This window comes from Terrirhizobium terrae (assembly GCF_030323265.1).
GTDB lineage: Bacteria > Pseudomonadota > Alphaproteobacteria > Rhizobiales > Rhizobiaceae > Neorhizobium.
Map to the genome: position 1 here is coordinate 1384086 of NZ_CP104992.1, position 19209 is coordinate 1403294.

At 63.6% G+C, this 19209-nt stretch carries 18 protein-coding genes and 2 riboswitches; of the genes, 13 read left to right on the top strand and 5 right to left on the bottom strand.

The window, feature by feature from the left end:
• Nucleotides 1-3 precede the first annotated feature (3 nt).
• The 3 genes from cobO to N7E02_RS14550 are packed head-to-tail and all read right to left on the bottom strand — an operon-like array spanning nucleotide 4 to nucleotide 1592.
• Nucleotides 4-573, bottom strand: a complete 570-nt coding sequence (gene cobO / locus N7E02_RS14540) for a cob(I)yrinic acid a,c-diamide adenosyltransferase (RefSeq protein ID WP_286583833.1) — start codon at nucleotides 571-573, stop codon at nucleotides 4-6.
• 41 nt (nucleotides 574-614) lie between these two features.
• Nucleotides 615-1385 carry a CbtA family protein gene (locus N7E02_RS14545; protein WP_286582757.1) on the bottom strand — a complete coding sequence of 257 codons (771 nt, stop codon included), beginning with the start codon at nucleotides 1383-1385 and terminating at the stop codon, nucleotides 615-617.
• Nucleotides 1386-1415: 30 nt separating this feature from the next.
• Nucleotides 1416-1592 carry a CbtB domain-containing protein gene (locus N7E02_RS14550; protein ID WP_093001747.1) on the bottom strand — a complete coding sequence of 59 codons (177 nt, stop codon included), beginning with the start codon at nucleotides 1590-1592 and terminating at the stop codon, nucleotides 1416-1418.
• A 38-nt stretch (nucleotides 1593-1630) separates the two neighbouring features.
• Nucleotides 1631-1861, bottom strand: a riboswitch (cobalamin riboswitch).
• A 72-nt stretch (nucleotides 1862-1933) separates the two neighbouring features.
• Nucleotides 1934-2156: riboswitch (cobalamin riboswitch) on the top strand.
• Between the two features lie 115 nt (nucleotides 2157-2271).
• On the opposite strand from N7E02_RS14550, the gene N7E02_RS14555 reads away from it, so the two are divergent.
• The 7 genes from N7E02_RS14555 to N7E02_RS14585 all read left to right on the top strand — a co-directional run bounded on the left by N7E02_RS14555 (nucleotide 2272) and on the right by N7E02_RS14585 (nucleotide 10790).
• Nucleotides 2272-2703, top strand: coding sequence for a DUF1636 family protein (locus N7E02_RS14555; RefSeq protein ID WP_286582760.1), 432 nt, complete (start codon nucleotides 2272-2274; stop codon nucleotides 2701-2703).
• Entirely contained in the window at nucleotides 2672-3721 is a 1050-nt protein-coding gene (gene cobW, locus N7E02_RS14560) for a cobalamin biosynthesis protein CobW (RefSeq protein WP_286582761.1), read from the top strand. The genes N7E02_RS14555 and cobW overlap by 32 nt, the downstream gene beginning before the upstream one ends.
• 414 nt (nucleotides 3722-4135) lie before the next feature.
• Nucleotides 4136-7255 (top strand): cobaltochelatase subunit CobN, encoded by a 3120-nt coding sequence (cobN, locus tag N7E02_RS14565; RefSeq protein ID WP_374730695.1) that lies wholly within the window; start codon nucleotides 4136-4138, stop codon nucleotides 7253-7255.
• Nucleotides 7236-8651, top strand: coding sequence for a precorrin-3B synthase (gene cobG / locus N7E02_RS14570; RefSeq protein ID WP_286582763.1), 1416 nt, complete (start codon nucleotides 7236-7238; stop codon nucleotides 8649-8651). Before cobN ends, cobG begins: the two co-directional genes overlap by 20 nt.
• Nucleotides 8648-9277, top strand: a complete 630-nt coding sequence (locus N7E02_RS14575) for a precorrin-8X methylmutase (RefSeq protein ID WP_286582765.1) — start codon at nucleotides 8648-8650, stop codon at nucleotides 9275-9277. Before cobG ends, N7E02_RS14575 begins: the two co-directional genes overlap by 4 nt.
• A gap of 62 nt (nucleotides 9278-9339) precedes the next feature.
• On the top strand, nucleotides 9340-10029 hold the full coding sequence (locus N7E02_RS14580; RefSeq protein WP_374730725.1) for a precorrin-2 C(20)-methyltransferase: 690 nt from the start codon (nucleotides 9340-9342) through the stop codon (nucleotides 10027-10029).
• Complete coding sequence (locus tag N7E02_RS14585) at nucleotides 10026-10790, top strand: precorrin-3B C(17)-methyltransferase (protein ID WP_286582769.1); 765 nt, start codon at nucleotides 10026-10028, stop codon at nucleotides 10788-10790. Before N7E02_RS14580 ends, N7E02_RS14585 begins: the two co-directional genes overlap by 4 nt.
• On the opposite strand, the gene N7E02_RS14590 is transcribed toward N7E02_RS14585, so the two are convergent.
• Nucleotides 10754-11521, bottom strand: coding sequence for a cobalt-precorrin-6A reductase (locus N7E02_RS14590; protein WP_286582771.1), 768 nt, complete (start codon nucleotides 11519-11521; stop codon nucleotides 10754-10756). The genes N7E02_RS14585 and N7E02_RS14590 overlap by 37 nt on opposite strands.
• A gap of 1 nt (nucleotide 11522) precedes the next feature.
• Between N7E02_RS14590 and cbiE the strand changes: the two genes are divergently transcribed.
• Genes cbiE through cobM form a run of 3 tightly spaced genes read left to right on the top strand, consistent with a single transcriptional unit; the run spans nucleotide 11523 to nucleotide 13950 of the window.
• A complete protein-coding gene (cbiE, locus tag N7E02_RS14595; RefSeq protein WP_286582772.1) occupies nucleotides 11523-12773 on the top strand; it encodes a precorrin-6y C5,15-methyltransferase (decarboxylating) subunit CbiE in 1251 nt (416 codons plus the stop codon).
• Nucleotides 12770-13156, top strand: a complete 387-nt coding sequence (locus N7E02_RS14600; RefSeq protein ID WP_286582774.1) for a cobalamin biosynthesis protein — start codon at nucleotides 12770-12772, stop codon at nucleotides 13154-13156. The genes cbiE and N7E02_RS14600 overlap by 4 nt, the downstream gene beginning before the upstream one ends.
• Nucleotides 13153-13950, top strand: a complete 798-nt coding sequence (gene cobM, locus N7E02_RS14605) for a precorrin-4 C(11)-methyltransferase (protein WP_286582777.1) — start codon at nucleotides 13153-13155, stop codon at nucleotides 13948-13950. The genes N7E02_RS14600 and cobM overlap by 4 nt, the downstream gene beginning before the upstream one ends.
• On the opposite strand, the gene N7E02_RS14610 is transcribed toward cobM, so the two are convergent.
• Nucleotides 13926-15047 carry a cobalt-precorrin-5B (C(1))-methyltransferase gene (locus N7E02_RS14610; protein WP_374730696.1) on the bottom strand — a complete coding sequence of 374 codons (1122 nt, stop codon included), beginning with the start codon at nucleotides 15045-15047 and terminating at the stop codon, nucleotides 13926-13928. The genes cobM and N7E02_RS14610 overlap by 25 nt on opposite strands.
• A 47-nt stretch (nucleotides 15048-15094) precedes the next feature.
• On the opposite strand from N7E02_RS14610, the gene cobA reads away from it, so the two are divergent.
• From cobA to N7E02_RS14625, 3 genes are all read left to right on the top strand, one after another.
• Entirely contained in the window at nucleotides 15095-15898 is an 804-nt protein-coding gene (gene cobA, locus N7E02_RS14615) for a uroporphyrinogen-III C-methyltransferase (RefSeq protein ID WP_286582778.1), read from the top strand.
• Entirely contained in the window at nucleotides 15895-17208 is a 1314-nt protein-coding gene (locus N7E02_RS14620) for a cobyrinic acid a,c-diamide synthase CobB (protein ID WP_286582781.1), read from the top strand. Before cobA ends, N7E02_RS14620 begins: the two co-directional genes overlap by 4 nt.
• A 355-nt stretch (nucleotides 17209-17563) precedes the next feature.
• Entirely contained in the window at nucleotides 17564-19153 is a 1590-nt protein-coding gene (locus N7E02_RS14625) for an ABC transporter substrate-binding protein (protein ID WP_286582783.1), read from the top strand.
• The last annotated feature ends 56 nt before the right edge of the window (nucleotides 19154-19209 follow it).

Genomic DNA, 19209 nt, shown 5'->3' on the forward strand with positions numbered 1-19209 from the left:
GTCTTAGAACTCGATGCCGGCCTGGGCCTTTACGCCCGCCTTGAAGTGATGCTTGACCAGCGTCATCTCGGTGACGAGATCGGCCGCCTCGATCAGCGCCGGCTTGGCATTGCGGCCGGTGACGACGACGTGAAGGTCGGGACGGCGAGCCTGCAGCGTTGCAACGACATTGTCGAGATCGAGATAATCATAGCGCAGGGCGATATTGAGCTCGTCGAGGATGAGAAGGGCGATCGTTTCGTCGGCCATCAATTCCAGCACTTTTTCCCAGGCCTTGTTCGCCGCCGCGATATCGCGCTTCAAGTCCTGAGTCTCCCAGGTGAAGCCTTCACCCATCGTGTGCCAGACGACACGATCACCGAAGACGGCGAGTGCCGGCTGTTCGCCGGTCGACCAAGCGCCCTTGATGAACTGCACGATGCCGACGCGGCGGTTATTGCCGAGCATTCTGAGCGCCAGCCCGAAGGCTGCGGTCGACTTACCCTTGCCGGGGCCGGTATGGACGATGAGAAGACCCTTTTCCAGGGTCTTCTCCGCGACTTCGGCATCCTGAACCGCCTTGCGGTTCGCCATCTTGGCGCGATGGCGTTCTTCGGCGGTCTGATCGATATCCTTCACCGCGCTGCAAGCCCCGCGGAAGAGACCGGCACGTCTTCGCCGGCACGGAAACGCTGACGGAACACACCGGCAAGCGCGCCGAGCACCGCCCAGAACACGAGGTTCGTGGCATAAACGGCATTGACGAAGCGGGCATGCAGTTCGATCGGCACGGCCGTCTCATGGGTCGGCGGCAGCGGCGCGCCGACAAGATGCGGTGCGACGAGAAGCACGATGGCGAGAGCGGCAAGCAGCGCCGAGCGGGTATAGGCGAGCAGCCCGAGGCCGACAGCGGTGCAGACGGCGGTCGAGATCCACCAGACCTGGCGCGGCCCAAGCTCAGCGGCTGGCATGCCCGGCAGCTCCGGCGGCAGGCCGAGGCCGGGGGCGAGGCTGACGGTGAGGAAGCCGGCAATGCCGAACATCAGGCCGCCGCGCCATCCGCCGAAGCCGCCAAGCGCTTCCGCAATGGCGATGGCGACGAGGGCGAAACCGATGGCCGACAGAACATCGGCAGCCGCGGTATAGGCGAAGCGCTCGAAACCGTCGGCCGGTGCCCAGGCTTCTTCGTCGTGATGGTGATCGGCAGCGGCCGGCGCGGCAGTGCCCGCAGCGGGCGCCGCGTCATGCGAATGGCTGTGCCCGGCCTCTTCGCCGCCAGCATTTTCATAGGTTTCCGCCGCAAGGATGAGCGGGACGGTGGAAAAACTCTGCATCACGGTCATCAGGAGACCGGACAAAAGCCCTGCGACCACCGCCGTGAAGACGATGTTACGAAACAGCGACATTGGGGAATTCCTCTTCGTTTGCCTGCAAAATCAGTGGCAGGGGAAAGCCAGCGAGTGGCGCGTATCGTGAGCGGCGTTGTGGACCACTTCCAGATGCGAGAACCCCACGAAGCCGACGATGAACAGACCAAGAATGGCCGTCATGCTGAGAGGAATGATTTTCGATGCGGAAACGCTGACTGCTCCCGCAGCAGAATTCGTAACCATGGACCTGTCCTTCTGCCCTCCACCCGAGGGCCGTTCTAGAGTGCCTCTCGTCCCTGGCAGGTCTCCTGGCTCGCGGATCGGGCGCTTTCGCCCGCCTTCCCAGGTTGATCCTTGTCCGGATCTCTCCAGTGGCGTCACGGCTTGTGGCCGTTTTGGGCGAAGACTTTCCGCTTACAGTTGCGGGGGCAGCCGCGGGTTTGACGAAAGATCCGTCGCACCGCATTCCCTTTGATCTCCCTTATGGGAAAACCCTATCGGGCACCAAAGACACTGTCACTATAGACACTTTCGCCGCACGGGCAATCGCCTTTGCGACATTGACAGTTCGACGCCGGAGCGCTTACTTGGACCCATACGACGGTCCCTTGCCGGCAACGGCAGGGGCTAAGAGAGAATGCGGTGCGGGTATCGGGAATCCATCTCCCTCAGACCCAATGCCGCGGCTGCCCCCGCAACTGTATGCGGCGAGCCATCCTGCCAAAGACGCCACTGGAAAATTCCGGGAAGGCAGGCGGATGGCGACGACCCGCGAGCCAGGAGACCTGCCGTTTCAGACACATGCTTTTCCGGGCGGGGTGCCTCGGATGAAGCTTCGCTTTCCACTGCAGGATGGTTCGCCCGCCTGCCGCGCACCCCGGATTTGTAAGACCCGACGGTTTGCGGCCCGATGACGAATGAAGTGCCAAAAGAGATATCAAAATCGGCTTCCGATGAAGTCGATGTGACGATCTTCGTCTGCACCAATTGCCGTGAGGCGACCGACAGCGAAGCCCGCCCGGGCATCGGCCTGATGGAGGCTCTGCGCCAGGCAGCGGAAGGCAAGCCACTCGCGGTGAAGCCGGTCACCTGCCTTGCCAATTGCGAGAAGAGCCCGAGTGCTGCTTTCAACCACCGTTCCGGCTGGTCCTATGTCTTCGGTCATCTCTCGACCGACAATGTCGACGACATCGTTACCGGCGCCATGATGCTGGCCGAGGACGAGCGCGGCTTCCTTCCCCTTCGCGGCCGTCCATCATGCCTTCGCGGCAAGGGCATGACGGCCCGCATTCCCCATTCCACCACCACGAGGACATGCCTTCATGAGCGAAAATTTCGCCCCCAAGTTCGATAAGGTCCCCTGCACCGTCGTCACCGGCTTTCTCGGCGCCGGCAAGACCACGCTGATCCGCAACCTGATCGAGAAGCTGGACGGCAAGCGGCTGGCGATCATCGTCAACGAATTCGGCGATGTCGGCATCGACGGCGAAGTGCTGAAGGGCTGCGGCATCGAGAGCTGCCCGGACGACAACATCATCGAGCTGGCGAACGGCTGCATCTGCTGCACGGTCGCCGACGATTTCGTACCGGCGATCGACCAGATTCTCGCCCGCGAGCCCCGCGTCGACCACATCCTCATCGAGACCTCCGGCCTTGCTCTACCGAAGCCGCTCGTGCAGGCATTCCAGTGGCCGGACGTGAAGGCCCGCGTGACGGTGGACGGCGTCGTGGCCGTCGTCGATGGCGTGGCGCTGGCCGAAGGCCGTGTCGCCGACGACCATGATGCCCTGGAAGCTCAGCGCCAGACCGACAGTTCGATCGATCACGACGATCCGGTCGAGGAAGTCTTCGAGGATCAGGTCGCCTGCGCCGACATGATCGTGCTGACCAAGACCGACCTGCTCGACCAGGCGTCGCTCGCCGCCGCCAAGGGCCGCGTTCAGGCGCACCTGCCGCGGGCGGTAAAGATCGTGCCGGCCGCCAATGGCGCCGTCGATCCGGGCGTGCTGATCGGGCTTGGCCTTGCCGTCGAGGACGATATCGAGAACCGCAAGACCCATCACGACGACGAGCTAGATCACGATCACGACGATTTCGACAGCTTCGTCATCGATCTGGCCGCCGTGACCGACCCGGAAGCGCTGGCCGAGCGCATTGCCGCCACGGCGGAAGCGGAAAACGTGCTGCGCATAAAGGGCTTCGTCGACGTCGCGAACAAGCCGATGCGCCTGCAGGTTCAGGCTGTAGGATCGCGTGTGAACCACTATTTCGACCGCGCCTGGGCGCCCGGCGAAACCCGCCAGAGCCGCCTCGTCGTGATCGGGGAAAAGGGCATCGACCGCGCCGCGATCGAGAAGATGCTGGCGGCCTGAAGGCACGCCAAGCAATTCCAGGAAAAGTGCGAAGCGGTTTTCCTGGAATTGCGGAATACAAAGGAAAAGGATGCACATACTCGCCACCACATCGTCGTCGCTCGACGACCTTATCGAACCGGTCGACCTCAACCAGTCCCCGGCCGATGTGGTGGTGCTGTCCTTTTCCGGCAGTGATTTGAACGGCATTGCGGCTGGGTGGGGTTCTGCTCCCAACCACGAAAACGCCCCCTCTGGCCTGCCGGCCATCTCCCCCACAAGGGGGAGAAGACTCGCGGCTCCCCTTCGGCAAACACAGACGGCCAGCATGGCAATGAAAGTCCCTCCCTCCTGTGGGGAGGGGTTGGGGAGGGGACTTCCTTTATTTCGCCACCTACGCTCGCCCTCACCAACCTATCCGACCTGCGCCATCCGATGTCCGTCGACCTGTGGGCGGAAAAGACCGCGGCGCATGCAAAGGTGATCCTCGTACGCATTCTCGGCGGCTACGACCGCTGGGCCTATGGCGTCGAAGAGCTTTCGAGGCTGGCAAGGCGGAGAAAGATCGCGCTCGCGCTGCTACCGGGCGAATGCAGCATCCGCGACGAGCGGCTGGCCGCCGCTTCGACGGTTTCCGAAGAAGAGCTGTCCGGCATCCTCGCCTGTTTTCGCGAGGGCGGACCGGACAATATGCGGCTGTTGGCAAAGAGGCTGGGTGCCTTGGCGAGAGGCGACGCGGATGCTTTACCGACGGCGAATCCCATGCCGAAAGCCGGTTTCTACCAGCCTGGCGAAGGCATTGTTGATCGCGACACCCTGATTGCTAATTTTGCATCAGATGCGCCGCGACTGCCGATCCTGTTCTACCGTTCCATGCTGCTCGCCAATGACGCCGCACCGATCGATGCGCTATTCGAGGCACTGGCAGCTCGCGGCTTTGCTCCGGTCCCCATCTTCGTCAGCGGTTTGAAGGATGCGGATGCGATTGCGTTTGTCGAAAGGGCAATTGATGAGCTTTCACCCGCCGCTATTCTGACCACCACCGCCTTTGCCAGCGGCGCCGACGACAAGGGCGAAACACTCTTCGACCGGACGGGCATCCCGGTTTTCCAGATCGTCGTCGCCACCACCCGCCGCGAAGGCTGGGCGGAAGGCAGGCGCGGGCTGAACCCGGCAGACCTTGCCATGCATGTCGTTCTGCCGGAGCTCGACGGCCGCATCCTGGCCGGTGCGATCTCTTTCAAGGACGGCGACAACTCCGCCAATCTCGTCAATCAGCCCGAATCCGACCGGGTGGAGCAGGTCGCAGAGCGGATTGCCGCCTTCCTGCGCATGAAGATGGCGCCGCGAGCCGAGCGCAGGCTCGTGATCCTGCTGCCGGACTATCCGAGTGCGCCGGGCCGCACCGGGTATGCGGTCGGGCTGGATGTACCGCAAAGCGTGCTGTCCATGCTGCGGGATCTTTCGATAGCGGGCTATTCGGTTTCGGACATTCCCGAGACACCACGTGATCTGCTGGATCGCCTAAGCAAAAAGACCGGCACCCTTTCGATAGCGGACTATGTTCCGGCACCCGGTGCCGATGCCGCCTGGGGTACGCCTGAAGACGATGAGGATATCGAAGACGGCGCTTATCGTTTCCGCGCCGCGCAGTTCGGCAACATCACCGTGGCGCTCGCACCCGATCGCGGCCGCAATGCCGATCGTCGCGCTGATTATCACAGCCCTGACCTGCCGCCGCGTCACGCGCTGGCCGCCTTCGGCCAGTGGATGCGCAACGCGCTCGGCGCCCATGCGATCATCCATGTCGGCGCCCATGGCACGCTGGAATGGCTGCCGGGAAAGACGGTGGCGCTGTCGAAGGATTGCTTTCCGGAACTCGTTACCGGCGGCCTGCCGGTGATTTATCCCTTCATCGTCTCCAATCCGGGCGAAGCGGCCGTCGCCAAGCGGCGCATCTCCGCCGTCACCATCGGCCATCTGCCGCCGGTTCTGACCGGAGCGGGCCTTTCGGACGAGCAGAAAAAACTGGAACTGCTGGTCGACGAATATGCGCAGGCCGACGGGTTGGACCGCCGCCGCCGTGACCGGCTGGCAAAGCTGATCGTCGATGCCGCCAGAGACACGACGATCGCCACCGATGCCGGCGTGTCCCGCAACGACGATCCGGATACGGCGCTTGCCCGCATCGATGCCTTTCTCTGCGACCTGAAGGACTTTGCCATCAAGGATGGCCAGCATGTGTTCGGAGAGGTGGCGGAAGGCGACGACGATCCGTTACGGGTCGCCAGCGCCGAAACCGAGCGGCAGGCGCTACTGGATGCGCTGGACGGAAAGCACATTCGTCCCGGCCCCTCCGGGGCGCCGGCGCGCGGCCGCCGCAATGTGATGCCGACCGGGCGAAATCTCTTCGCCAGCGATCCGCGCACCCTGCCGACACCGACGGCCTTCGAGCTCGGCAAACGCGCCGCCGACGAAATCCTGCGCCGCTACCTGCAGGACCATGGCGACTGGCCGAAAAACCTCGTCTTCGATCTGTGGGGCAGCGCATCTCTCAGAAGCGGTGGCGAAGAAGTGGCGCAGGTTCTGGCGCTGATGGGTGCCCGGCCGGAGCAGGACGCCGCAACCGGCCGCGTGACCGGCATCGAGGTTCTTCCGCCGGCACAACTCGGCCGCCCGCGGGTCGACGTGACGCTGCGCATTTCCGGCCTATTCCGCGACATGTTTCCGGCGCTGATCGCCCTGCTCGACGCCGCCATGCGAGCGATTGCCGCGCGGGAGGAAGCCCCGGGCGACAATCCGCTGGCGGAAGAGACGCAAAGAGCAGGCGCCGTTCCGGCCCGCATTTTCGGCTCCGCCCCGGGCACCTACGGCTCCGGCATCGAGGAAAAGCTGGCCGATGGCTCATGGGTCGAACGCGAAGAGCTTGGCCGCATCTATCTCGACGCCACCAGCCATGCCTTCAGCGGTGCCGATGGCGAGGCAAGCCATGTGCCCGGCGAATTCGCCGGACGGATAGGCACGGCCGACCTTTTGGTCCATACCGGCGACGATCCCGGCCGCGACCTGCTGGACGGTTCTGCCGACGTAGCCTTCATTGGCGGCTTTTCGGCGGCCGTAGCAGCACTTGGCGGCAAGGCGGATGTGATCACGCTCGACACGACCGATCCTGCAAAACCTAGGGCGCGCTCGATTTCCGAGGCGGTGACACGCGTGGTTCGCGCCCGCGCCACCAATCCGCGCTTCATTGCCGGCCAGATGCGCCATGGTCCGCGCGGGGCCGCTGAACTGGTGGAAACCGTCGACCGCCTGATCGGCTTTGCCGAGACGACCCACGCGATCCCGCAATCGCTGATCGACGCCACCTATGACGCCTATCTGGGCGACGAGACGGTGCGTGATTTTCTGCTCGCGCAGAACCCTGAGGGCGCGCGTTACATGGGCGAACGGTTCCGCTCGGCTTTGAACCGCGGGCTCTGGCATCCGCGCCGCAACGCGGTGGATGCGGAACTGGAAATGTTGATGAGGAGGTCGCATGACAGCACTCTCCCTTGACCGCTCGACACTGGACATGCGGCGCGGCGTCTGCCCTGCCCTGTCGACGCCGATGATGACCGGCGACGGGTTGCTTGCTCGCATATCGCTCGTCGAGGCGATTTCGCCGGTCGAGCTTGCGAACATCTGCCGACTGGCGCTGATGCACGGCAATGGCATGATCGACATCTCCGCCCGCGGCAATCTGCAGATCCGTGGCCTGAGCGAGACTTCGGCTCCGCGGCTCGATGCAGACGTCCGGGCAATGAACCTGGCGCTGCGCGACGGCTTGGCCGTTGAAGTGCCGCCGCTGGCCGGAATGGATGAAAGCGAGATTGTCGATCCGCGACCGATCGCGGAAGCCATCCGCAAAGGCGCGCGGGAGATCACCGGCCTCGCGCCGAAAATGGCCGTTGTGATCGATGGCGCGGGACAGCTCAGGCTGTCGGACCTCCTGGCGGATATTCGTCTTGTTGCGGTCAGCAAGACTGAGTGGAAGCTGCTTCTCGGCGGCACCGAGCAATCGGGTCGCGTTATCAATGTTTTACGTGAAACACATGCTGTCGACACTGTTTTGGCGCTGCTTAGACGGCTCGCAGCATTGGGAAACAAGGCACGCGGACGTGATCTTAGCTTTGGCCCAACGCTAGACAAAGAGGCGACCGCATTCTCAACGTCATCCTCGGGCTTCTCCCGAGGATCTGCTGGCGTCGCGCCCGTCGATCCGTTGCGGATGCTCGGGACAAGCCCGAGCATGACGGCGCAGGATGCGGCAACGGCCCCATCCTCGCCTTTCAACTTTTACCCTCTAGCTGATAGCCTCCATGCGATCGGCATCGGCCCGGCCTTCGGACAATCTCGCGCGAAAGACCTGATTGCGCTGTGCGACGAAGCGAGTCGCCTGGGAATAAGATCCCTCAAGCCCGCCCTCGATCACGCACTGCTTTTCTTCGGCCCGAAAAATGCCTGCGAGGCGCTGCAGGACTTCGCCTGCGAAAACGGCTTCATCACCTCGGCCAGCGATCCGCGCGGCCACATTGCCGCCTGCACCGGCAGCCCTGCCTGCAACTCGGCAACCGTCGCCACCCATGACATTGCTGCCGAGGCTGCGGCCGAGTGCGGCGACCTGCTCGATGGATCGTTCAAGCTGCATGTCACCGGCTGCGCCAAGGGCTGCGCCCATCCGGAACCCACAGCGCTCGCACTTTGCGGCACCGCAGCCGGTGTTTCCCTGATCGCGCAGGGAAAAGCGTCAGGCGAACCCTTTGCTTTCACCGATTTTGCCGATACCAACGCCACGCTTCGCCGGCTTTCCGATCTTGTCAGGATCGAACGACGGCCGGGCGAAAACTCTGCCGACTGCCTTGCCCGGATCGGTTCCGCGCGACTGGCAGCGGCTGCCACAGGACGACCATGACGAATTACGACTATATCCGCGAAGGCGATGCGATCTACGAAAAGTCCTTTGCGATCATCCGCGCCGAGGCCGATTTGTCCGCCTTTACCGAGGAACAGGCCGATATTGCAGTGCGCATGATCCATGCCTGCGGTCTGGTGGAAGCGGCACAGCATTTTCGCTTTTCGAGCGATTTCGTCGAGGCCGCCCGCGGCGCGCTGCGCGCCGGAAAGCCGATCTATTGTGATGCCGAAATGGTGGCCCATGGCGTGACTCGCGCCCGTCTGCCGGCGGAAAACCAGGTGATCTGCACGCTCCGCGACAGCCGCACGCTGGAACTGGCAAAAACGATCGGCAACACCCGCTCGGCCGCCGCGCTCGATCTGTGGGACGAGCTGGAAGGCTCGGTGGTCGCGATCGGCAATGCGCCAACGGCGCTTTTCCGCCTGCTCGAAATGCTGGATGCCGGCTGGCCCCGCCCTGCGGCAATCATCGGCATGCCTGTCGGTTTCGTCGGCGCGATGGAATCCAAGGAAGCCCTGATGGAATCCACCCACGACATTCCCTATGCCGTGGTGCGTGGCCGCATGGGCGGTTCGGCGATGACGGCTGCCGCCGTCAACGCGCTGGCGAGGGCCGGGCTTTGAGCAGCAGCGTAACCAGGGGCCGGCTCACCGGCGTCGGAACCGGTCCGGGCGATCCTGAACTGATGACGCTGAAGGCCGTGCGCGCCGTGAGCGAGGCCGATGTCGTTGCCTTCTTCTGCAAGAAGGGCTCGACCGGCAACGGCCGCGCCATCGTCGAGGCTCATATCCGCCCCGGCACGATCGAGCTGCCGCTCGTCTATCCGGTCACGATCGAGACCCACAAGGACGAGGCGGATTACAAGAACCCGATCAACGATTTCTTCGATCGCTCGGCCGAAGAAATCGCCGCTCATCTCGATGCCGGCAGAAATGTCGCCGTGCTGAGCGAGGGCGACCCGCTGTTCTACGGCTCCTACATGCATCTGCATCTCAGACTGAAGGAGCGTTATCAGGCAGACGTGATTGCCGGCGTGACCGCCATGTCCGGCTGCTGGTCGATGACCGGCCTGCCGCTGGTACAGGGCGACGACATTCTGAGCGTTCTGCCCGGTACCCTCTCGGAAGAGAAACTGACCGAGCGGCTGGCAGTTACGGATGGTGCCGTCATCATGAAGGTTGGCCGTAACTTGCCGAAGATCCGCCGCGCACTGGCCGCAGTCGGCAAGCTGTCCGGCGCGCTCTATGTGGAGCGCGGCACTATGGCGAATGGCGCGGCGGAACGGCTGGAGACCCGCGACGAAAGCCCGGCGCCCTATTTTTCCATCGTTCTCGTTCCCGGCTGGTCGACCCGGCCGCAAGGTGGCCAGAAATGACCGGCGCGCTGATCGTCGTTGGCCTCGGCCCCGGCAATCCGGACCAGATGACGCCGGAGGCTCTGGAAGCAGTTACGGCATCTACCGACTTTTTCGGTTATTTCCCGTATATCGACCGGCTGAACCTGCGGCCCGACCAGCGCCGCCACGCCTCCGACAACCGCGAAGAGCTTGCGCGCGCCAAGGCGGCACTGGAAATGGCGGCCAGGGGTGGCAAAGTCTGCGTTGTTTCCGGCGGCGATCCCGGCGTCTTTGCCATGGCCGCCGCCGTCTGCGAGGCGATCGACGACGGTCCGGCGGAATGGCGAGAGATCGAGCTTTCCGTCGTGCCGGGCGTGACCGCCATGCTGGCCGTGGCCGCTAAGGCCGGTGCACCGCTGGGCCATGATTTCTGCGCGATCTCGCTGTCCAACAATCTGAAGCCCTGGGCGGTCATCGAAAAGCGCCTCGTGGCGGCTGCAACGGCCGGCTTCGTCATGGCCTTCTACAATCCGATCAGCAAGGCAAGACCGCACCAACTGGGCGAAGCCTTCGATATCCTGCGTGCCCACCTGCCCGGCTCAGTGCCGGTGATTTTCGGTCGAGCCGCGGGACGCCCGGATGAGGCGATCCGCATCGTGCCGCTATCGGAAGCGCAAGGCGACATGGCCGACATGGCGACCTGCGTCATCGTCGGCACTGCGGAAACACGGCTGATCGAACGGCGAGACCAGCGCCCGATCGTCTATTCGCCGCGTTTTCTGCGGGAGAGCTTCCAGTGACGCACCATCCCGGCGAGCTCTTCTACGCTTCTGGCCGAAGGCACCTCCGGCAGGTCGGGGCGCTCGATCAGCACGACCTCGATGCCGAGGCGTCGGGCAGCACCGATCTTGCCGACACTCGCCGCGCCGCCGCTGTTCTTCGAGACGATGAGATCGATAGCATGCTGTTGGAGCAGCTGGATCTCGTCCCATTCGGAAAACGGACCACGGGCGGTGATGTAGGAGACATGCGGCAGCTTGAGCGGCGGTTCGACCGGATCGACGCTGCGCACCAGATAATGATGCTGCCTCATGGCCTCGAAGGGCAGCAATTCCTGCCGGCCAAGCGTCAGGAAAATTTTGCGCGGTGCGATATCAAGCGCGGCGACAGCAGCCGGAATATCGACAACCTCCTGCCAGCGATCACCCTTCTGCCGCGACCAGGCCGGACGGCGCAGCGCGAACATATCCGTCCCGGCAATCGCAGCCGCCTCGGCGGCATTGCGCGAGATCTGCGCGGCGAACGGATGCGTGGCGTCAATCAGAAGGTCCACGCCGTTGTCACGTATGAAATCTGCCAGCCCCTCGGAGCCGCCAAAGCCGCCGACACGAACCGGCACCGGCTGCTCGGCCGGCTCCTTGGTGCGGCCGGCGAGCGACAGCTGGATCTTGTAGTCGGGGCTCGTCGCCAGTTGCGCGGCCACCGCCTTGGCTTCCGCCGTACCGCCCAGAATGAGGATGGAGTAAATCAAATTGCCTCCTGAATCAGAAACGAAAGCTTTAAACCAAAGCCGCTGGCTGTCCATCGTCGGCATCGGCGAGGACGGCGTAAAAGGGCTGGGCAGCGATGCCCGTGAAGCGATTGCTACTGCCTCCGTCGTGTTCGGCGGCAAGCGGCATCTGGAGCTTGCCGCACCATTGATTTCCGGCAACGCACGGCCCTGGCCGACGCCCTTCGATGCGGCGATGCGCGATGTCGTGGCATTGCGCGGGAAGACCGTCTGCGTGCTGGCCTCCGGTGATCCCTTCTTCTTCGGCGTCGGTGCGACGCTCTCCCGCCATGTCGATGCAAATGAATTCATCACCTATCCGTCACCCTCGGCCTTTTCCCTTGCCGCATCCCGCCTCGGCTGGCCGTTGCAGGAGATCGAAACCGTCTCGTTGCATGGCCGCCCGCTCGATCTTGTCCGGCCGCTTTTGCACCCCGGAAGACGGGTCATCGCGCTGACGTCGGACGAGAAGGGACCGGCTGAACTGGCTGAGCTTCTGACAGCAAGCGGTTTCGGACAATCACGAATGACGGTGCTGGAAGCGCTTGGCGGAGACACGGAACGCGTGCGATCGGCGACGGCCAGCGAATTTGCACTGCCGGGTATCAATGTCCTGAACGTCGTCGCGATCGAGGTTGTGGCCAATGCAGACGCCCGTATTCTGTCGCGCGGCTTCGGGCTCGACGACACTCTCTTCGAACATGACGGCCAGATCACCAAGCGGGAGATCCGCGCGCTGACGCTCTCCGCACTCAGCCCCCGGCGTGGCGAACTGCTCTGGGATATCGGCGCCGGGTCGGGTTCGGTCGGCATCGAATGGATGCTGGCCGATCCATCAATGAAGGCGATTGCCATCGAGGCGCATCCAGAGCGCGCTGCCCGGATCAAGCGAAACGCAGCGAATTTCGGCGTTCTGGGAATGGCTCTCGTCGAAGGCGAGGCACCGGTCGCACTCGACGGCCTGCCGCAGCCGGATGCGATCTTTATCGGTGGCGGAGGTAGCGAACCCGGCGTCTTCGATGCCGCAGTCGCGGCGCTGAAACCCGGCGGACGGCTGGTGGCCAATGCGGTGACGCTGGAAATGGAGGCGGTGCTTCTCGCCGCGCAGGTGAAGCTCGGCGGAAACTTGATCCGCATGGACGTGTCCCGTGCAGCGCCAGTTGGCTCGATGCAGGGCTGGAAGCCGGCCATGCCGGTGACCCAATGGAGCTGGACGAAGGGGTTGGAGCCATGATCGTCGCCGGTCTCGGCTGCCGCAAAGGCACGACGCGCGAAGAACTCTTGTCGGCGCTGGACGCCGCCTGTTTGGAGGCGAAGATTTCACGTGAATCCATCGCCGCCCTGGCGACCGGCGAAATCAAGCGGCAGGAGCCGGGCATCCTGCAGCTCGCCGAAAAGCTCGGGCTACCGCTCCATATCGTGTCGGACGAAGCCCTGATGGAAGCGGAGCCGCGGACGAAAACCGTGTCGCGCCACAGCCTTGCCAAGACGCTCTCGTCCAGCCTGTCGGAGGCTGCAGCGCTGGCCGCTGCGGGCGGGACATCCGAAATCATCGTGCCGCGGCTGATCTCGCAGGGCGCCACCTGCGCGCTCGCGGCCTCCGGGGAAGATATATGACCGTTCATTTCATCGGCGCCGGACCGGGCGCGGCAGACCTGATCACCGTACGCGGCCGGGATATCCTCGCCCGTTCGCCGATCTGCCTCTATGCCGGCTCGATCATGCCGAAGGAACTGCTCGACTGGTGTCCCAAGGATGCCCGCATCGTCGATACAGGTTCCTTGTCGCTGGACGAAATCGAGGCGGAGTATGTCGCCGCTGACAAGGCCGGCAAGGACGTGGCAAGGCTGCATTCCGGCGATCTGTCGGTCTGGAGCGCCGTGGCCGAACAGATCCGCCGGCTGGAAAAGCACAGCATCGACTATACACTGACGCCGGGTGTGCCCTCTTTCGCCGCAGCGGCTGCCGCTTTGAAGCGCGAATTGACCATACCGGAAGTAGCCCAGAGCCTTGTGCTGACCCGCGTTTCCGGCCGGGCATCGAAAATGCCGGAAGGCGAAACGCTGAAAGCATTCGGCGCGACTGGCGCTACGCTGGCGATTCATCTCGCCATCCACGCGCTCGGCAAGATCGTCGAGGAACTGACCCCGCTTTATAGCGCTGATTGTCCGGTTGCGATCGTCGTGCGAGCCTCTTGGCCGGAGGAGCGGATCATTCGCGGAACGCTGGCCGATATCGAGGCGAAGCTGGCTGAAGAGCCGGCCGAGCGCACGGCGCTGATCTTTGTCGGCAAGGGCTTGGGCGCGTCCGATTTCGTCGAGAGCCAGCTTTACAATGCCGACTATGTAAGGCGTTTCCGTCCCGGTTGGGATCAGTTCAGCAATGATCAGGCGGATAAGGGTTCCGAATGATCGGAAGGCGTGAACTCCGTCTTGCCGACGAGCAGGCCCTGCCGGTCGAAGACCAAGATTTCCAGCGCAATCGCAGGGTCGCGAAGCGCCTTCGCGGCAGTCGCCCAGGCAAGCGCTGCGATGCGGTCGCCAAGCGCGAGCCCAGCTTCGCCGGCAAGCTGGAAGGCCTGCGAAACCGTGTTTGCCGCAGTGATGCGCGCCACCAGATCGGCATCCGCGCCAGCTTCCGCCGCGACCTTGGCAAGGGCTTCGAGATCGGCAAGCCCGCGCTTGGAATGGACGTCGAGCATGCCTTGGGCGAGCTTGGTCATCTTGGCAACGCCGCCCGCGATCGTCACCTTGGGAACCGGGTGGCTACGGACATATTTCAGCATGCCGCCGACGAAATCGCCCATGTCGATGAGCGCGATCTCGGAAAGGCCATGATGGGCCTGCGCCGCCTTTTCCGATGTGTTGCCGGTGGCGCCGGAAATGTGATCGAGCCCGGCCGCCCGCGCCACATCGATGCCGCGCCAGACGGAATGGATCCAGGCCGAGCAGGAAAACGGAATAACGATCCCGGTCGTGCCGAGGATGGAAATGCCGCCGAGAATGCCGAGCCGGCCGTTCAGCGTCTTAAGCGCGATCCTTTCGCCATCAGCAACCGAGACCTCGACCTCGAAATCGGCGCCCTCGCCGGCAACCTCGGCAATCGCCTGAGCAATCATCTGCCGCGGCACCGGATTGATCGAGGGTTCGCCGGGCGGCAGTGGCAGGCCGGGCCGCGTTACCGTGCCGACGCCGGGACCGGCCTTGAAGGTAACGCCGGAACCGGGCGTACCGCGCCGGACCGTGCTCATGATCAACGCACCATGAGTAACGTCGGGATCGTCGCCCGCATCCTTGACGATGCCGGCCTTGGCGAAGCCTTCACCCCGTTCCTCTATTGCAAGCGAAAAGCTCGGGCGCTGCCCGCCGGGCAGCTCTACGTCGACCATGGCCGGGAATTCGCCGTATATCAGCGCAAGACAGGCGGCCTTGGCTGCGGCGGCAGCGCAGGTTCCCGTGGTCCAGCCACGGCGCAGGTTCTTGCTTTCTGGTTCAATGGCCGCTTCCATGGCGGTTTCTATAGCCCGGCCGCAATCGGTCGGCAAAAGGTTTGCATATGTCCGTGAATGAGTTCATCGAAACGATCGTCGAAGCGCCGGATTTCATCCCCGGCCATGTCTGGCTGGCGGGCGCCGGCCCCGGCCATCCACGTTACCTGACACTGGAGGTGGCGGATGCGCTGAAAAAGGCCGACGTGATCGTGCATGACGCTCTCGTATCCGACGCCGTGCTGGCCTTGGCGAAGACAACGGACCTGATCTTCGTCGGCAAGCGCGGCGGCAAGCCATCGGTGGCGCAGGACGATATCACCGCAAAGCTGATCGAACTCGCCAGATCCGGCAAGCGCGTGCTGCGGCTGAAGGGCGGCGATCCATTCATCTTCGGCCGTGGCGGCGAAGAAGCCGAGGCGCTGGTCAAGGAAAGCATTCCCTTCCGTGTGCTGCCCGGCATGACTTCGGCGCTGGCGGCACTCGCTTCCGCAAATATTCCCGCCACCATGCGCGGCATCAGCCGCTCGATCACGCTGGCAACCGGCCATGCCGCCGGCACGCCGGGGGATCTCGACTGGAAGGCGCTGGCCAGGACCGGCGAACCGATCGTCGTCTACATGGGTGTCAGCACCATCGGAACGATCTCCAGGCTTCTGATGGAAGGTGGTTTGGCCGCGGACACGCCGGTAGCGGTGCTGATGGCGGCAACGACGCCCGACGAGCGGTCGATGACGGCAACGCTTGCGACGGTCGAAGCGGAAGTGGCGCGCCAGAACTTTGCCGCCCCGGCACTGATCGTTATCGGCAGGATCGTCAATATGCAGGCCGTACTTTCGGGACAGACGATGCTTGCGGGCGGCAAGCCATGACGGCCCGTGCGCTCATCATCGGTGCGCCCCGCTCCGGCTCCGGCAAGACCAGCGTGACGATCGGCCTGCTGCGCGCCTTTCAGCGACGGGGCGTGAAGGTGCGCGGCATCAAGACGGGACCGGATTACATCGACCCCGGCTTCCACGAGGCGGCGACCCGCCTGCCCGGCCTCAATCTCGACAGTTGGGCCATGGCGCCGGACCTGTTGCGGCACCTTGCCCGCGAACAGGCGGGCGATGCCGAACTGATCCTGATTGAAAGCGCCATGGGCCTTTTCGACGGCATATTGGGCGAGCCGAACCGTTCCGGCGCCGCCTCCGATCTGGCACGGCTTTTCGGCCTGCCGGTGCTTCTGGTCCTCGACGTCTCCGGCCAGAGCCAGACAGCCGCCGCCATCGCCTGCGGCTTCATGAACTACGATCGCGACGTGAAAATCGCGGCCTGTATCCTCAACCGCGCCGGCAGCGAGCGACATAAAAAGCTGTCCGGCGACGCGATCGAGGCGCTGGGCCTGCCCGTTGTCGGCACCGTGCTGCGCGACCCCACGCTGGTCCTGCCCGAGCGTCATCTCGGCCTTGTGCAGGCAAGCGAACACCCGGAAATGGACGCCCATATCGACCGGCTGGCCGATGCGATGGAACGCTCGCTCGATCTCGATGCGATCTTCGAAGCCGCAAAGCCTTTCGATATCCCTGAGGGCTCGACGGAGAAGGCCTTGCAGCCGCCTGGCCAGCGGATCGCACTTGCCGAAGATGCAGCCTTTACCTTCCTCTACCCGCATATCAAGCGGGAATGGCGCCTCCTCGGCGCCGAGATCATCCCGTTCTCGCCGCTCGCGGACGAAGCGCCGCCTGCCGATTGCGACATCTGCTGGTTGCCCGGCGGATACCCGGAACTGCATGCCGGCAAACTGGCGGTCGCCGAGAGCTTCAAGGCAGGCCTGAAGGCGTTCTCCGAGACGAAGCCGGTGCATGGCGAATGCGGCGGCTACATGGTGCTGGGCGAGACACTGGAAGATGCCGATGGCGCGACCCACGCTATGACCGGGCTATTGTCCCATTCCACCAGTTTTGCCAAGCGCAAGATGAACCTCGGCTACCGTCGGGCCACCCTCCTCGGACCCTGCGCGATCGGTGCGACGGACGACGTCGTGCGTGGCCACGAGTTCCACTATGCCCGCGTGACGGATCCCGGTCACGACCAACCTCTCGCTATGATTGCAGACGGTATCGGCACCGAAATCGGCCCATCGGGCGGGAAACGGGGTCACGTCAGTGGCACGTTCTTCCATGCGATAGCGCGCAACTAGGCCGATCGGCCTCCCTCTGTAAGGTGGTCAAATTTTCGCAACCCATGGGGGTTGCCAAATGTGTCGCATCAAAGGCAATTAATGTCGTAGCGAAGGCACATCCGCGCGGCAACGCGCCCATAATCTCCATCAAGCCTCAACGGGCCTTCGATCACAGAGCAGAAACTCCCCGAGGCAAAAGAGCTCACGTCCAAGAGCCGGGGACTGCACAAGAAAGGAAGTTATGTCGGCGGCAACCGAACCATTTCCCACGATCGACAGCATGAAACGCTACCCGCCACGGAAGAGGAAACCGGGCGAGATGGCGCAGAAAACAGACGCAGTCTCCTGCATCGGATAACAAGGGAACCGGGAAATGAATGACTTCACCAAATATCTTGCCGGCCGCGTAACGGCTGGTGGCATGAACCGCCGAGAATTCATGGGCCGCAGCGTGGCGGCCGGCCTGACGCTCTCTGCCGCAGGCACTCTCTTCGCCAACAGCGTATCCGCACAGGCGCCCCAGAAGGGCGGTAGCCTGAAGCTCGGCCTCGAAGGCGGCGCAGCCACCGACAGTATCGACCCCGCCAAGGCAACCTCCCAGGTCATGTTCGTCGCAGCACGCTCTTGGGGCGACACACTGGTGGAGACCCATCCAGAGACGCGCGCGCCGATCCCGTCGCTGGCCGAATCCTGGGAACCTTCGCCGGATGCCAAGATCTGGACCTTCAAGATCCGCAAGGGCGTGACCTTCCACGACGGCAAGGAAATGACCGTCGATGACGTGGTCGCGACCCTGAAGCGCCACAGCGACGAGAAGACGGAATCGGGCGCCGCAGGCGTGATGAAGTCGATCAAGTCTATCGAGAACAAGGGCGGCGACCTGGTCGTGACGCTCGATTCTCCGAATGCCGACCTCCCGGCAATCTTTACCGATTACCACCTTGTCATCCAGCCGAATGGCGGCGTCGACAACCCGACCGCCGGTGTCGGTACCGGCCCCTACAAGGTCAAGAGCTTCGAACCTGGCGTCCGCATCACGTTCGAGAAGAATGAGAATGACTGGCGCACCGACCGCGGTTATGTCGAGACGGTCGAGATCATCACCATGAACGACGCGACCGCCCGTGTCGCAGCACTGGCCTCGGGCCAGGTACAGTTCATCAACCGCGTCGACCCGAAGACGGTATCGCTCCTGACGCGCGCGCCGACGGTGCAGCTGCTGACCACTTCCGGCGGCGGCCACTATGTCTTCATCATGCACTGTGACAAGGCGCCGTTCGACAACAGCGACGTCCGCATGGCGCTGAAATACGCGATCAACCGCGAAGAGATGGTCGAGCGCATTCTCGGTGGTTACGGTAAGGTCGGCAACGATTTCCCGATCAACGACACCTATGCGCTCTTCCCGGAAGGGATCGAGCAGCGCGCCTATGATCCCGACAAGGCGGCCTTCCACTACAAGAAGTCCGGCCATAGCGGCCCGATCCTGCTGCGCACGTCCGAAGTCGCCTTCCCGGGCGCCGTCGACGCTTCCGTCCTCTTCCAGCAGAGCGCCAAGAAGGCCGGTATCGACATCGAAATCAAGCGCGAGCCGGGCGACGGCTATTGGTCAAACGTCTGGAACGTGCAGCCTTTCTCCGCCTCCTACTGGGGCAGCCGCGCGACACAGGACCAGTTCTATTCCGGCGCCTATCTCTCGACCGCCGACTGGAACGACACGCGCTTCAAGAACGAGACCTTCGACAAGCTTCTGATCTCCGCCCGCGGCGAACTGGACGAAGCCAAGCGCCGCGAAATATATCGCGAAATGGCGATGCTGGTTCGCGACGAAGGCGGCACGATCCTGCCGATGTTCAACGACTTCGTGAACGCCGGCTCCAAGAAGCTGATGGGCTATGTCAGCGACATCGGCAACGACATGTCGAACGGCTATGTTGCAAGCCGGGTCTGGTTCAGCGCCTGATCCTGTCATCGAGCCTTCCGGCTCACCGATGAATAGCGGACCGTGGGGTGATGAAC